The organism is Burkholderia ubonensis subsp. mesacidophila (assembly GCF_002097715.1).
GTDB classification, from domain to species: Bacteria; Pseudomonadota; Gammaproteobacteria; order Burkholderiales; family Burkholderiaceae; genus Burkholderia; species Burkholderia mesacidophila.
This window is the reverse complement of the sequence record NZ_CP020738.1, coordinates 545932-560758: the sequence shown is the minus strand read 5'-3', so window position 1 is coordinate 560758 and position 14827 is coordinate 545932. Positions and strand designations below refer to the sequence as shown.

The following is a 14827-nucleotide window of genomic DNA, read 5'->3' as shown; positions in this document are numbered from 1 at the left end:
TTATTTCGCGGCGTTCGCGGTCATCTTGAAGATGCCCTGCGCGTTGCCGGCATCGAAGCGCAGGTCGGTCACCCAGCGGCGCTGCGCCTGGTCGAACGTGCGCTTGCGCGTGATGAATTCGTAGAACGAGCCGGGCACGCTGCGCTTGACCAGCGCGCCGTCGCGCGTCCTGAACTCGCGCTCGACCACGTCCGCGCGATACGCGGTCTGGAACACGCGGCCCGAACGCGAACGCTCGACTTCCGGCTTCATCGGCCGGCCCTTCGCCTTCTCGTCGTCGGACAGCCGGAACACGTCGGCGACGCGGTCGGTCGCATGGTTGAACGCGTTGCCTTCGGTCGCGATCCACGCCATTTCCGCCGATTCGAGCAGCAGCGTGTCGTAGTCGAGATCGCGCGGCAGGTCGTGCTGGCGCGCGAACGCGCCGACGATCTCCGGCAGCAGCGCGTGCGCGGCGTCGAGCGGCAGCCAGCCTTCGCGCTCGATCTCCCACAGCAGCGTGACGGCGGCCGGCGACAGCGGATCGCGCGACGAGCTCACGACGTTCGTCACCGCCTGCTGGAATGCCTGAGAGAAGCGCTCCGGATGCAGCTCGCTGACGAAGAACTGCGCGATCTCGTCGGGCGCATCCTCGTGCGCGTACGCGCGGCCCGTCATGCCGAGCTTGTCGAGCGGATAGCGGCCGTTCAGGCGGAAGCCGAGCGGGCGCAGGATGCGCGTGAACGCCGCCTCGCCCGGCGGCAGCGCGCCGGTGTGCGGCCAGCGCACCGTGCGCAGCGCGCCGTGATCGAAATACACCGAGCCGCCGTTGCCGATCGCGTCGGCCGTGTACGCGCGGCCGTTCGGCGAGCGTTCGAGCAGCCCCTCGAACAGCGCCATGTTCATCGCCTGCGCGATTTCCGCGCGCGTCACGACGCCGTCTTCCCATTCCTCGAGGATGGCCGGCATGTTCAGGGTCGCGAACAGGGCGTCGGTTTTCGCCTGTCCCAGCAGCTTCGTCAGCAAGCTCTCGATATTCGGATTGCGCATCTTCTGTCTCTTCGGGGGGACCGGCCGGCAACGGTGCCGGCGACTCGTCGGCCAGCCGCCCGATGGACGCCCGGCCTTGCGTGGGATGCATTATTCAAATGGTTGCAGGCGGGCGTAAAGCGAGATTAAATTGACACGTAATGAGTTTTTGGAACAATCGACGGCAGGTTGCCCGGTGTCCCGCCCCGTGCGATGCCGGCCCGTTCGTCAGACGAAACGACCCTCATGCGCAAATTCAAGATTCCGAACATGGGCGCGCTCGTGGCCTTCGAAGCCGCCGCGCGCCACGAGAGCTTCACGCACGCGGCGAAGGAGCTGTTCCTGACCGAAAGCGCGGTGTCGCGGCAGATCGCGACGCTCGAGGCGAGCCTCGGCGTGCGGCTGTTCGCGCGCGTGAAGCAGCGCGTGGTGCTGACCCGCGCGGGCAAGCTGTACGGCACCCAGGTGCGCCGCGCGCTCGAGACGCTCGACCGCGACACGCTGTCGATCATCGCGCACGGCAGCGGCGGCGGCTATCTGGAGCTCGCGGTGCTGCCGACGTTCGCGTCGCACTGGCTGATCCCGCGCATCAAGCACTTCTACGACCGCACGCCCGACGTGCGCGTGAACATGGGCAGCCGCACCGACCTGTTCTCGTTCGAGGACACCCACTTCGAGGCGGCGATCCATTACGGCAAACCGACCTGGCCCGGCACCTCGGCCGATTACCTGTTCGGCGAGGAAGTCGTGCCGATCTGCTCGCCGGCGCTGCTCGACGGGCCGGTGCGGCACGCGCAGGACCTGCTCGCGTACCCGCTGCTGCACTCGACGACGCGCCCGGGCGCATGGGCGCAATGGTTCGAGACGCTTGGCGTCGAGGACACCCGCACGATGCACGGCGTGCGCTACGAGCTGCATACGATGCTGATCAGCGCTGCGGCGGCCGGACTCGGCATCGCGCTCGTGCCGAAGTTCTTCGTCGAGGGGCAGCTGCAGCAGCTCGGCCTGGTCATGCCGATCGACGCGGCGACGGTCGAGGATTCCGCGTACTACCTCGTCTACCCGACCGAATTCAGCCACAGCAAGCCGCTGGAGCTGTTCAGGGCGTGGCTGCTCGAACAGGCGAGCGCGTATGCGGCGCCGGAGCAGGACGGGTTGGAAGAGGGGAACGGATACCTGGACGACGACGACGTCGAATGACGGACGGGCGGGCGGCCGCGTGTCCGGCACGCGCCGGACCGGATCGCTCCGGCCCGGCGCACCGGCCCGCCAGACCCGGTACGGGCGTCGTGGCGGATGTTCTTATAGTTGATCCTCGTAAGCTCTCAGGTTCTCGTCATTATTCTCGACGCTCTCGCGTGCGCTCATTATCTGCCTAATCCGGACGAAGTAAAACGTTTGCGACCCGTGTCGGCGCACCCGACCCGGTCCAATTCCGCCACGTCATGCGCCCCCTTCACCAAGACCGCCCCGGGCCGGGTGCCGGCGGCCTTCGCGACGTCCGAAAATCTGGGACCACGCCAGCGTAGTCGGCGGCGGCACCGGGCCGGTGACAGCCTCGTGGTGCCCGAACAGCTGGACGCCATGCCACACCCGGTTTTGCGTCGCCGCGATCCGGACCCGTGCCGTAAAAACGGCCAGGCCCGCGCCGCACGTGGACAAATAGACGCGCCCCGGCGCCGCGCCCCCAGCCATGCACGCATGCACAGTGGCGAGAAACACCGATTCATCGACATCCACCGCGCCGGCATTGGCGTTCCCGATTTCGGTATTGTTGCCATGCGCGATGACAATGATGGTCGCACCGCCGGGAATATTGAGCCCGCCGTGGCTCACCTGCGCCCAGGCGTAGCGGGTGACCGCATTCCCCCAAGCCACATGCAACTGCGTTTGCCGGATATCGGCGTCGGTCGACATTTCGAGTACGTACACCATGATTGCGCCCTCACTGTTGGTTGTATTGGGTGTGGATCGAGACAACGTGAGTCCTCGCCAGACCCAGGGCCATCCCGGGTCCGCGCGCAATCAGGAACAATAGACCAAACGTCGGGGCTGGCGGCCCGTGCGTTTCGTGGGCGCCGCGGCGCGACGGCCCGCCGGGGGGTTCTCCCCCCCGTTCCGGCGATTGCATTCAGATCGGCGTTCCGGTTTAATGGAACTGGTTCCATTCCCGTTTCGCCGGCGCTGCGCGTGACGCCCCGTCGCGCGCGCGTCATGATGGCGATTCAGGATCGAGGACCACCATCAGGATTCCGCATCGTCCGTTCATCACGGACACCCTCAGTCAAGCGAGACCGTCATGCCCGATTCCGCCGCCCTGCAGCAGCTGTTCCCCGCTTACGAAGACATCCCCGCCGAATTCCGGCTGAAATCGCCGATCCACCAGCGCGTGTCGCTCGTCGACGGCGCGCTGAAACCGTGGGACGGCGCGACCAAGACGGTGCTGTCGCCGGTGTGCGCGCGGCAGCCGGACGGCAGCGTCGAGCAGCTCGAGATCGGCAGCTACCCGGTGATGGGCGAGCCGGAAAGCGACGCGGCGCTCGACGCCGCGGTGCGCGCGTACGACGCCGGCCGCGGCGAATGGCCGACGATGAAGGTCGAGCAGCGCATCGCGTGCATGCAGGACTTCATCAAGCGGATGGTCGCGCAGCGCGAGCTGGTCGTGAACCTGATCATGTGGGAAATCGGCAAGAGCCTCGCCGATTCGCAGAAGGAGTTCGACCGCACCGTCACCTACATGCTGCAGACGATCGATGCGCTGAAGGAGCTCGACAACGCGAACTCGCGCTTCGTGATCGCCGAGGGCACGATCGGGCAGATCCGCCGCACGCCGCTCGGCGTCGTGCTGTGCATGGGGCCGTACAACTACCCGCTGAACGAGACCTTCGCGACGCTGATCCCCGCGCTGCTGATGGGCAACACCGTCGTGTTCAAGCCGCCCCAGTACGGCACGCTGCTGTTCGAACCGCTGCTCGAAGCGTTCCGCGACGCGTTCCCGAAGGGCGTGATCAACACGATCTACGCGCCGGGCGCGGTGGTCGTGCCGCACATGCTCGCGTCTGGCAAGATCAACGTGCTCGCGCTGATCGGGTCGAGCAAGGTCGCCGATCACCTGAAGAAGCAGCATCCGAAGTCGCACCGGCTGCGCGCGATTCTCGGGCTCGACGCGAAGAACGCCGCGATCGTGCTGCCCGATGCGGATCTCGACCTGACGGTCAAGGAATGCCTGCTCGGCGCGCTGTCGTTCAACGGGCAGCGCTGCACCGCGCTGAAGATGCTGCTCGTGCATCGCTCGATCGTCGACGAATTCCTGAAGCGCTTCACCGCCGCGCTCGCGCAGATGAAGATCGGCATGCCGTGGGAGAAAGGCGTCGGCATCACGCCGCTGCCGGGCATGCACCGCACCGCGTACATGACCGACGCGATCGACGACGCGAAGGCGAAAGGCGCGCAGGTCGTGAACGAGTCGGGCGGCGTGTTCAGCAAGACGCTGTTCTATCCGGCCGTCGTGTACCCGGTGTCGGAAGGGATGAAGCTGTATCGGGAGGAACAGTTCGGGCCGATCATTCCGGTCGCGCCGTTCGACGACGTCGAGACCGCGCTCGACTATGTGACGACGTCGGACCACGGGCAGCAGGTCAGCATCTTCGGCTCGGACCCGGCGCAGATCGGCGCGCTCGTCGATCCGCTCGTGAACCAGGTGTGCCGCGTGAACATCAACTGCCAGTGCCAGCGCGGCCCGGACGTGTTCCCGTTCGCCGGTCGCAAGGATTCGGCGGAGGGCACGCTGTCGGTGACCGATGCGCTGCGCGCGTTCTCGATCCGCTCGATGGTCGCCGCGAAGCAGACCGACAGCGGCAAGCAGCTGCTCGATGCGATCGTGTCCGATCACCATTCGAAGTTCGTGAACACCGGGTTCATTTTCTGATCCGGTGCGGGCGGCGGGTGGCGCGCCGCCCGGCTTCAGTCGATTTCCGCATCGACCGAAACGACGCAAGCGCCGCGCCGGCATCGCGCGGTCACCCGTGTTCCGCGACGACCTCGTTCAGCCACGGCCGCAACCCGCCCAGCGTAAATCCGCCGTCGACCAGGATGCTTTGCCCCGTCACGAAGCGGGCGTCGTCGGACAGCAGCCACGCGACGACGTCGGCGACGTCCTCGGGCCGGCCGATGCGCCGCAGCGGCGTATGCAGCAGGAACGGCCGCATCGCGCGCGCATCGCCCAGCGCAGCTTCCGACATCGGCGTCGCGATGACGCCGGGGCTGACGTTGTTGACGCGAATCCCGTTCGCGCCCACTTCCAGCGCGACCGTCCGCATCAGCGCATCGAGCGCCGCCTTGCTGGCCGCGTAACCCGCGATGCCCGGCAACGCGCCGTGCGCCGTCCACGACGACGTATTCACGATCGCTCCGCCGACGCCGGCGGCCAGCATCGCTTCGAGTTCGACCTTCATGCAGGCCGCCACGCCGCGCAGATTGGTCGCGATCACGGCGTCGAATGCGTCGAGCGTCGTTTCGTGCAGCGGCCCGAACCCGCCGAGCATGCCCGCGTTGTTCCACGCCATGTTCAGGCCGCCGAACGTGTCGACCGCGCGCGCGACCAGGCGTTGAACCTGAGCGGCATCGGTCACGTCGGTCGGCACCGCGAGCGCCTGCCCGCCGGCCGCTGTGATCGTCTGCGCCACCGCGTCGATTTCGCCGGCGCGCCGCCCGGCGATCACCACGTTTGCGCCCTCGCGCGCCAGGCGCAGTGCCGCGGCCTTCCCCATGCCGGTGCCGCCGCCGGTGATCAGTATCGTGCGCCCCGCGAAGCGCGCCGGGTGTCGGGAATCGGAATGGGTATGGGAAGTCGTCATCGGGTATCTCCGGGGTCGGGCCGGCAGCGCATGCCGCCATGCAGGTCGAGAGGAGCGGCCAGTATGATTAGAAATATTTTCGAGATAATCTCGTCGGCAATTGATTCAGATTGCAGCCAGAGTGTGAAATGGACCTCCTGACCAGCATGGAAGTATTCGTCCGGGCCGTCGACGCCGGCAGCCTGAGCGCCGCGGCCGCCGCATGCGGGATATCCGCGACGATGGCCGGCAATCACCTGCGCGCGCTGGAAGGCCGAACCGGCATGAAGCTGCTCAACCGCACGACGCGCCGCCTCGCGCTGACCGAGTTCGGCGAGTCCTACTACGTGCGCTGCCAGGAGATCCTGCGGCTGGTGTCCGACGCGGACCGGCATGCGCAGCATCGCCACACGCTGCCGAGCGGCAAGTTGCGGGTGACGGCGCCGGTCTCGTTCGGCAACACGGTGCTCGTTCCCGCGTTGTCCGACTACCTCGCGCAGTACCCGGACATCGACGTCGAGCTGACGCTCAGCGATCGCACGATGGACCTGCTGGACGACGGCTTCGATGCCGCCATCCGCATCGGGACGCTCGCCGATGCGCGGCTGGTCGCGCGTCCGCTGGCGCCGTACCGGATGATGGTGTGCGCGTCGCCCGCGTATCTCGCGGCGCACGGCACGCCGACGCATCCCGACGAACTGGCGCGGCACACGTGCGTGTCGTTCGCGGTTTCAGCGCCAGGGGCGTGGAAGTTCAGGCAGGGAGAGCAGACCTTTATCGCGAAGCCATCCGGCAGGCTGACCATCAATCAGGGCGAGGGGCTGCGCAATGCGGCGCTGTGCGGGATGGGCATCGTGATGCAGCCCGCGGTGCTGCTGGAAGCCGACGTCGACGCGGGCCGGCTGGTGCCGTTGCTCGGCGAGTACGAAATGCCGAGCCGCCCGATGCACATCGTCTATCTGCCGGACCATCGATCGCCGAAGCTGCGCAGTTTCGTCGAGTTTGCGTTGCAGCGGTTCGGCGGATAGACAGAGCGGTCGTCGAACGATCCTCGATCCGGCCGAATCCGCGACCACGCACCGCTATTGACCGGCCCATCCGCGAAACGCTAGGATGGCCGTCATGCCCAGTCACGCGACACTCCCCCTTTCTCCGGTGCGCGCATGTTGTCGAAACATGCCGGGGGGAACCTGCGTCTAGCGCATCGCTATACGTCGCCGCATCATTTCCTTCTGGCCGCCCGTTGCAAAACCGGCGGCCTTTTCGTTTTCGCGCGCTAACTTCGAGCCGGAGAAACACGATGCCACTTGCGCTGTACGACACCTGGTCACGCACCCTGCGCCCGTTCGCGGCGATACGCGACGATCATGTCGGCCTGTATTGCTGCGGCCCCACCGTCTACGACCATGCGCATATCGGCAACCTGCGAACCTACGTGTTCGAGGACATCCTGCGTCGCGCGCTGGCCCGGAACGGGTATGCCGTCCGGCATGTTGTGAACATCACCGACGTCGGCCACCTGACCTCGGATGCCGACGAAGGCGAAGACAAGATGGAAAAGGGCAGCCGGCGGACGGGCCAATCGGCATGGTCGATTGCCGCGCACTACACCGACGCCTTCAAGGCGGACTGGCGTGCGCTCAACCTGCTGGAGCCGTCGATATGGTGCCGTGCGACGGATCACATCGCGGAGCAGATCGCCTTTATTGAGGAAATCGAACGATCCGGCTACGTTTATCGGACCGACGACGGCCTCTATTTCGACACCAGCAAGCAAGACGACTACGGCTTTCTCGCGCGGCTCGATCGCGCCGGCCTGCAGGCCGGCAAGCGGGTCGCGGTCGGCGCGAAGCGGAACGCGACGGATTTTGCGTTGTGGAAGTTCAGTCCGGCCGGGGTCACGCGCCAGATGGAATGGGACAGCCCGTGGGGACGGGGATTTCCGGGCTGGCACATCGAGTGCTCGGCGATGTCCGCGAAGTATCTGGGCGTCTGGTTCGACATCCACTGCGGCGGTGAAGACCATGTCGCCGTGCATCACAGCAACGAGATTGCGCAAACCGAAGCGGCCCACGGCACGCGGCTCGCGAACTTCTGGATGCACGGGCATTTTCTGACGCTGGACGCGACGAAGATGTCGAAGTCGAGCGGCGATTTCATGCGCCTGCAAACCTTGCGCGACCGGAACGTCGATCCGCTCGCGTACCGTTACCTGTGCCTGACCGCCCATTACCGGAGCAAGCTGAATTTCAACTGGACGTCTCTCGATGCTGCGCAGACGGCGTTGAATCGCCTCAGGCAACTCTATTCCGGCTGGCCCGACGGCGGCAGCGCCGATCCGGCGTTCGTCGCGCGATTCGATGCCGAGGTCGATCAGGACCTGAACATGCCGCGCGCGCTGGCGGTGCTGTGGGAGCTCGTCAAAAGCAACCTGCCGACCGCCACCCTGAAGGCGACGGTGGAAAACTTCGACGCCGTGCTGGGACTCAAGCTGCGCGATTGGCGGCCGACCGCATCCGACGTTCCGGAAGAAGTCCGTGCATTGCTTGGCGAGCGCGAGCGGGCCCGAGCCGAAAAGAACTGGGCACGAGCCGATGAAATCCGCGAGACGTTGAAAGCGCGAGGCTGGCAAGTCGAAGACGGCAAGGACCGACAACGCGTGACCGGACTCGCCGCGAACGTCACGCATGTCGGGCCGGAATGAGCCGGCCCGGGCGTCGGGCCGGCCGCATCGCACCGCGTCTCACGCAAAACGCCCGCCGCCGTCGACATGCAGGATTTCGGCGTTCACATAGCCATTGCCCAACAGGAACGCAATCGCTTCGCCGAGTTCCTCCGGCCGCCCGACGCGGCCAACCGGCAACGTGGCCGCCGCGTGGGCAAAGATCGCATCGCGGCTCTCCGGACCGAACGCATCGAACAACGGCGTATCCACGAACCCCGGCGAAACGACGTTGACCCGGATCGGCTTGAGTTCGAGCGCAAGCGAGCGCGCGAGCGCCTCGACGCCGCTCACCGCGGCGGCGATGACCGCCGTGCCCTCCCCTGACGGACGGTCGGAAAGCTGCCCGCTCGTCAGGACGATCGACGCCGTCGGCGGCATCAGCGGCAACGCGGCCCGGATCGCATGCACCGGCCCCGCGATGCGCTCGTGAATCGCGGTCAGCAACTGGTCCGGATCGGTGTCGGCCAGCTTGCCGGCGATGAAGCTGCCCGCGGTGATCACCAGATGGTCGACGCGGGTCATCTCGGCGAACACCGCGGCGACCGCCTGCTTGTCGACGATGTCGGCCACCGCCGTGCGCGCGCCGCCGATCGTTCGTGCGGCGGCTTCGAGTTTCGCGGGCGTCCGGCCGACGAGCGTGAGGTCGGCGCCGCGCGCCTTGGCTGCCGCCGCTGCTGCCAGGCCGATTCCCGAGCTTCCGCCGAACACGACGACGTGCGCGCCGCCGAGCGACGATTGCGTGGCTGATTGCATGGCTTTCCTGTCGAAAGAAGTGAAGGTGAAGCAACGTTACGTCATGCCAATCCTCGATGGAATGCGCGAAAATCGCATACGGCCTATTCCACAGGGGAATGACTTGGATTCGCTTCAATCGATGTGGCTGTACACGCGCGCCGTCGAACTGGGCAGTTTCTCGGCGGTCGCCCGCGAAGAAAGGATCGGCCAGCCGACGATGAGCAAGGTCGTCTCCGCGATGGAGAAGCACCTCGGCGTCCGACTGCTGCAACGGACCACCACGAGCCTGACGCCGACCGACGAAGGCCGGCGCTTTTACGAGCGCTGCAAGCAGATGCTCGAAACCTATGCGGACGCCGTCGCCGACGTGCGCGGACAGGCGCAGCGGCCGGTCGGCAAGCTGACGGTCAGCGCGCCGATGGGGCTCGGCGAATTGCGCCTCAACGCGCTCGTGCTCGAATTCCTGGCGCAATATCCGGAGATCGAGGTCGAGCTGAACCTGACCGATCGCATCATCGACCTGGTCGAGGAAGGCATCGACGCCGCGATCCGCATCGGCAACACCCTGCCCCCGGATGCCGTCGCCCGCAAGGTCGCGTGGTCGCCGCGCGTGCTGGTCGCGACGCCCGACTACCTGGCGCGCGCGCCGCGAATCCGCAGGCCGGAGGACTTGCTCAGGCATCCGTTCGTCGGCTATGCGCGCGCGCCCGTCGGCGCGCAGCTCGAACTCAGCAAGGGCGCCGAGACCATCGTCGTCCCGACCAACGGGCGCTACCGCGTCAACAACTCGGTCGCGCTGCGCGAATGCTATCTCGCAGGCATCGGCCTGGGCAGTGCGCCGGCGTGGGTCGTCCAGGACCTGATCGATGCGGGGCGGCTGGTCAGGGTGCTGCCCAAGTGGGCGACTCCGCCGCATTCGGTTCACCTGATCACGCCGTCGCGCCGATATCCGCCGCTCAGGGCGCGCGTGTTCCTGCAGTTCATGGCCGAGCGCATTCCGACGCTGCCGGGGTTTCATGCGTCGGGGGCTTGAAGCCAGCAACCGTGAGACGATACGGCCTGTCGAACGTCACCCCTGCGGAGAATCGGCTTGAAACAAGAACAAGTGATTGCAGCATTAGGTCGGGCAAGCGCGCCCATGGCGATTTACGTTACCGGCAAGGGGACTCGGTTTCCGTGGGGAACCGCAAGCGGCCTGGCCGATGCATCGGCCAGCCGGCCGCTGGGCGTCGACACGCCGCTGCGGGTCGCCAGCAATACGAAGATGTTCGTCGCAGCCGCCGTGCTGAGACTTTGGGAGCAAGGCCGCATCGATATCGATGCGTCGATCGCCGCCGCCGCGACGCCGGACCTCGTTGCCGTGCTGCAGGCAGGCGGCTATCGCACCGAATCGATCACCGTGCGCCAGCTGATGAACCACAGCGCAGGCTTGTACGATCACGGCGACGACCCGCGCTTCATTCCGGCGGTGCTCGCCGATCCGTCCCATCACTGGACCCGCGACGAGCAGGTCCGCCTGTCGACCGGGTATGCCGGCCCGCAGAGCGAACCCGGCTCGCGGTTCCAGTACTCCGATACCGGATACGTGGTGCTCGGCGACCTCGTCGAGCGCGCGACCGGCGAAACGCTTGCCGCGGTGGTTCGAAAGGAACTGCGCTTCGACGCGCGGGCGTTGCGATCGACATGGTGGGAGCTGTTCGAGCAACCGCCGTCGCATGTCGAGCCGCGTGCGCGCCAGTTTCTCGGCGATCGCGACATGACGGACGTCAACGCGACCATGGACCTCTATGGCGGAGGCGGATTGGTGATGTCGGCGCGCGACCTCGCATCATTTGCCGCCGATCTGTTCGAAGGCCGGGTGTTCGACAACCCGCAGACGCTGGCCGAGATGCTCAAGGCCGGATCGCACGAAGGCGCCGATGCATACCGGCTCGGGGTGTTCGTCGGCGAGATCGGCGGCGCCGTGTGCTACTCGCATGCCGGCTTCTGGGGAACCGTCGTCTACTACATGCCCCAACACGGCATTGCCGTATCGGGCGTCACCACGGTTCGCGGTGCGCGGCCCGAGCTCGTGTCGATCATCGAAACCGCGATCGGCGAGTGGGTCCGCTGAGCCGTTCCGTTCTCCGAATCACCTATTCGCGCCGCTCCATCGGCTCCCCGACGACGAATCCGCCGCCCTGGAAACGCTGGGCCGGATCGTCGAAGTCGGTGCTCGGCGCGGTGAGCGCGAAGCGCCCGGCGAACTGCTCGGAACTGTCGCGCGGACGAAAGCCGAGGAAGCCCGCCTTGGTGTTGTCCCACCACTTGACGGGATTGTCCGACACGCCGTACACGACCACGTGCCCGACGCGGTTCGTCAGCAGCGAACAGCGCACGAGCTCGATGAAGTCGCGATAGCTCAGATAGGTGACGAGCATGCGCGGATTCTTCGGCGCCTCGAACGACGAACCGATCCGCAGGCACACCGTCTCGATGCCGAAGCGGTCGAAGTAGTAGCGCGACAGCGCCTCGCCGAAGCACTTCGTCACGCCGTACAGGCTGTCCGGACGCTGCGGCGAATCGGCGTCGAGCACTTCCGTCACCGGATGAAACCCGATCGCGTGATTCGAGCTCGCGAACACGATCCGCTTCACGCCGTGCTTGCGCGCCGCTTCGTACAGGTTGTACGTGCCGCGGATGTTCGCTTCGAGCAGGTCGTCGAACGGCGCGTCGACCGAAATGCCGCCGAGATGCACGATCGCATCAGCGCCGTCGACGAGCGCCGTGACGGCCTGCCGGTCCGCGAGGTCGACGACCTGGACCTCCTCGTGCGCGGCCGCGTCGCCCAGCGGCGCGACGTCGCTGACGCGCACGACGTCGGCCCAGTCGGCCAGCGCGCCGCGCAACTGGCAGCCCAGATTGCCGGCCGCGCCCGTCAGCAGCAGGCGCCGGAACGGCTTGCCCGCTTCGGTGGTTGAGGCGTTCATCGAATCTCCTTGAAACTGGCTTGATTGGAAAACGTTTTCCAACTATAAGTTTGATGCGGGCGCGACGTCAATGACCCAAGCCGCCGCCCGGCTTGCGCGTTGCGCCGATACCCGGCACCCGGCCGTGCGCCGGCTTTTTCTGCCACAATCCCGAGCTCAGCGAAGAAAACGTTACCCTCCGCATGAAAAAAGTTTCCCCGACGATTCGCGACGTCGCCGCCGAAGCGGGCGTGTCGGTCGCGACGGTGTCGAAGTACGTGAACGGCGCGCAGCGCTTCTCGCCGGCGGTCGAGGCGCGGCTCAAGGCCGCGATCGACAAGCTCGGCTATCGCTCGAACCCGCTCGCCCGCTCGATGATCACGGGGCGCACGCGCACCATCGGCCTCGTCATCCTCGACATCAGCAATCCGCACTTCACGAACGTCGTGAAAGGCGCGAACCGGGTCGCGCTCCAGCACGACTACACGCTGCTGCTCGTCGACACCGACGAGAACCAGGCCCGCGAGCGCGCGCTGATCGAGGCGCTCGCACCGCGCGTCGACGGGCTGATCGTCAGCTCGCGCCTGCCCGACGAGGGCCTGCGCTGGATGCTCGAGCTCCACAAGCCGCTCGTGCTGCTGCGGCGCAGCCCGGACCTGCCGATTCCCGGCGTCGGCATCGACAGCCGGCTGTCGACCTACATGCTCGCGCGCCACCTGCTGAATCTCGGCCACCGGCACATCGCGTACCTCGGCTTCGGGCAGGCGCGCATCAACGACGAACGCATCCAGGGCGCGCGCGACTGCCTCGCGGAAGCGGGGCTCACGCTCGACGTGCACGACGCGCATGCGCCGACCGCCGAGGCCGGCGAACGCGCGTGCTCGCGCGTGATGCTCGGGCCGCAGCGCCCGCAGGCCGTGATCTGCTACAACGACCTGATCGCGCTCGGCTTCATGAAGGAAGCCGCGTCGCTCGGCTTCAGGCTGCCGCAGGACGTATCGGTCGCGGGCATCGACAACGTGCCTTATGGCGAGTACGCATCGCCCGCGCTGACCACCGTCGACATCCAGAGCGAGAAGATGGGCGAGCTCGCGATGCAGAAGCTGATCGACGCGCTCGCGGGCCATGCGGACGCCGGCTACTCGACGTTCGAGCCACGGCTGATCGTCAGGGGCTCGACGGCCGCGTGCCGCTGAACGCGGCTGCGCGCAGCCGCGAACGCCCCGGGTTGCGACATCACGCATCGAGCTTTGCGGGCGCCATGCGCGGCGTGAGCGCATGCATGACCGCGAGCGCCAGCAGGTAGGCGAGCGCGCCGATCGCGAACAGCACCCAGTAGTGGCCCGTGCGCTGCAGCACCTGGCCGATCACCTCGGAGAACAGCACGCCGCCGATCGAGCCGGCCATCCCGCCGATGCCGACCACCGCCCCCACCGCGCGGCGCGGAAACAGGTCCGACGCGGTCGTGAACAGGTTCGCCGACCAGCCCTGGTGCGCGGCGGCGGCGAGGCCGACGATCAGCACCGCGGCCCACAGGCTCTGGACCTGCGAGACGAACGCGATCGGCAGCACGCAGCATGCGCAGATCAGCATCGCGGTCTTGCGCGCGGCGTTCACGCTCCACCCGGAGCTCAGCATCGTCGACGAGATCCAGCCGCCGCCGATGCTGCCGACGGTCGTGAGCGCATAGATGCAGACGAGCGGCAGGCCGATGTGCTGCATGTCCATCCCGCGCGACTCGTTGAGCCACTTCGGCAGCCAGAACAGATAGAACCACCAGACGGGATCGGTCAGGAACTTGCCGATCAGGAACGCCCACGTTTCGCGCTTGCGCAGCAGCATGCCCCAGCCGGGCGCGCCGGCGTTCGCGTTGGCGGCGTCGAGCGCTTCCGCTTCGTCGCGCGGCTCGTCGAACGCCCGGCTGAGCGCCTGCGGGTCGGCGGGACGGTAGAACACGAGCCACACGACCAGCCAGAGCAGGCCGACCGCGCCGATGATCACGAACGCCGCACGCCAGCCGTAGGAGACCGCGATCGCCGGGATGATCGCCGGCGCGAACACCGCGCCGATGTTCGCCCCCGAGTTGAAGATGCCGGTCGCGAGCGCGCGCTCGCGGCGCGGGAACCATTCGGCCGTGGTCTTGATGGCCGCCGGGAAATTGCCGCCCTCGCCGATGCCGAGCAGCGCGCGCACGAACGCGAAGCCCGTCACCGAACCGACGGCCGCATGCAGCATCGCGGCGATGCTCCAGAACAGCATCGCCAGCGCATACGACACGCGCGTGCCGAGCCAGTCCACCACGCGGCCGAAGCCCAGCAGGCCGATCGCATAGAACGCGGAAAACGCCATCACGATGCGGCCGTACTGGACCTGGGTCCAGCCGATGTCGTGCTGGAGCATCGGCGCGAGCAGGCCGAGGATCTGCCGGTCCATGTAGTTGATGACGGTGGCCAGGAACAGCAGCCCGCACACGGCCCAGCGGTAGCGGCTCGCGACGCGCGCGACGCCGACGACGGCAGATTGCATGAATGTCTCCGTTGCGCGCCGCCGCTCGTCGTGCCGCGCGCTTGTTCATT

At 67.0% G+C, this 14827-nt stretch carries 13 protein-coding genes; 7 read left to right on the top strand and 6 right to left on the bottom strand.

Annotated features, from left to right (window positions below):
- A complete protein-coding gene (locus B7P44_RS20145; RefSeq protein ID WP_084907625.1) occupies window positions 1-1029 on the bottom strand; it encodes a DUF1338 domain-containing protein in 1029 nt (342 codons plus the stop codon).
- A gap of 225 nt (window positions 1030-1254) precedes the next feature.
- Here B7P44_RS20145 and B7P44_RS20140 point away from each other — a divergent pair, with 225 nt between their 5' ends.
- Window positions 1255-2208, top strand: coding sequence for a LysR family transcriptional regulator (locus B7P44_RS20140; protein ID WP_084907623.1), 954 nt, complete (start codon window positions 1255-1257; stop codon window positions 2206-2208).
- Window positions 2209-2451: 243 nt separating this feature from the next.
- Here B7P44_RS20140 and B7P44_RS20135 read toward each other — a convergent pair whose 3' ends face one another.
- On the bottom strand, window positions 2452-2943 hold the full coding sequence (locus B7P44_RS20135) for a hypothetical protein (protein WP_084907621.1): 492 nt from the start codon (window positions 2941-2943) through the stop codon (window positions 2452-2454).
- Between the two features lie 364 nt (window positions 2944-3307).
- Between B7P44_RS20135 and B7P44_RS20130 the strand changes: the two genes are divergently transcribed.
- Window positions 3308-4936 carry an NADP-dependent glyceraldehyde-3-phosphate dehydrogenase gene (locus B7P44_RS20130; protein WP_084907619.1) on the top strand — a complete coding sequence of 543 codons (1629 nt, stop codon included), beginning with the start codon at window positions 3308-3310 and terminating at the stop codon, window positions 4934-4936.
- A 91-nt stretch (window positions 4937-5027) separates the two neighbouring features.
- Here the strand turns inward: B7P44_RS20130 and B7P44_RS20125 are convergent, their stop codons facing one another.
- Entirely contained in the window at window positions 5028-5864 is an 837-nt protein-coding gene (locus B7P44_RS20125; protein WP_084907617.1) for an SDR family NAD(P)-dependent oxidoreductase, read from the bottom strand.
- A 128-nt stretch (window positions 5865-5992) separates the two neighbouring features.
- Here B7P44_RS20125 and B7P44_RS20120 point away from each other — a divergent pair, with 128 nt between their 5' ends.
- Both B7P44_RS20120 and cysS read left to right on the top strand, forming a co-directional pair.
- Window positions 5993-6871 carry a LysR family transcriptional regulator gene (locus B7P44_RS20120; RefSeq protein WP_084907615.1) on the top strand — a complete coding sequence of 293 codons (879 nt, stop codon included), beginning with the start codon at window positions 5993-5995 and terminating at the stop codon, window positions 6869-6871.
- A gap of 272 nt (window positions 6872-7143) precedes the next feature.
- Window positions 7144-8547, top strand: coding sequence for a cysteine--tRNA ligase (gene cysS, locus B7P44_RS20115; RefSeq protein ID WP_084907613.1), 1404 nt, complete (start codon window positions 7144-7146; stop codon window positions 8545-8547).
- A gap of 39 nt (window positions 8548-8586) precedes the next feature.
- Here the strand turns inward: cysS and B7P44_RS20110 are convergent, their stop codons facing one another.
- A complete protein-coding gene (locus B7P44_RS20110) occupies window positions 8587-9321 on the bottom strand; it encodes an SDR family oxidoreductase (RefSeq protein ID WP_084907611.1) in 735 nt (244 codons plus the stop codon).
- 103 nt (window positions 9322-9424) lie between these two features.
- Between B7P44_RS20110 and B7P44_RS20105 the strand changes: the two genes are divergently transcribed.
- Together B7P44_RS20105 and B7P44_RS20100 are read left to right on the top strand one after the other, a co-directional pair.
- Window positions 9425-10336, top strand: a complete 912-nt coding sequence (locus B7P44_RS20105; protein WP_084907609.1) for a LysR family transcriptional regulator — start codon at window positions 9425-9427, stop codon at window positions 10334-10336.
- Between the two features lie 72 nt (window positions 10337-10408).
- A complete protein-coding gene (locus B7P44_RS20100) occupies window positions 10409-11416 on the top strand; it encodes a serine hydrolase domain-containing protein (protein ID WP_265341359.1) in 1008 nt (335 codons plus the stop codon).
- A gap of 22 nt (window positions 11417-11438) precedes the next feature.
- Here the strand turns inward: B7P44_RS20100 and B7P44_RS20095 are convergent, their stop codons facing one another.
- Window positions 11439-12272 carry an NAD-dependent epimerase/dehydratase family protein gene (locus tag B7P44_RS20095; RefSeq protein ID WP_084907605.1) on the bottom strand — a complete coding sequence of 278 codons (834 nt, stop codon included), beginning with the start codon at window positions 12270-12272 and terminating at the stop codon, window positions 11439-11441.
- Window positions 12273-12454: 182 nt separating this feature from the next.
- Here B7P44_RS20095 and B7P44_RS20090 point away from each other — a divergent pair, with 182 nt between their 5' ends.
- The gene (locus B7P44_RS20090) at window positions 12455-13447 is read left to right on the top strand and encodes a LacI family DNA-binding transcriptional regulator (RefSeq protein WP_231716792.1); all 993 of its coding nucleotides are present in this window, start codon (window positions 12455-12457) and stop codon (window positions 13445-13447) included.
- A gap of 40 nt (window positions 13448-13487) precedes the next feature.
- On the opposite strand, the gene B7P44_RS20085 is transcribed toward B7P44_RS20090, so the two are convergent.
- Window positions 13488-14777 carry an MFS transporter gene (locus B7P44_RS20085; RefSeq protein ID WP_084907603.1) on the bottom strand — a complete coding sequence of 430 codons (1290 nt, stop codon included), beginning with the start codon at window positions 14775-14777 and terminating at the stop codon, window positions 13488-13490.
- Window positions 14778-14827: the final 50 nt, after the last annotated feature.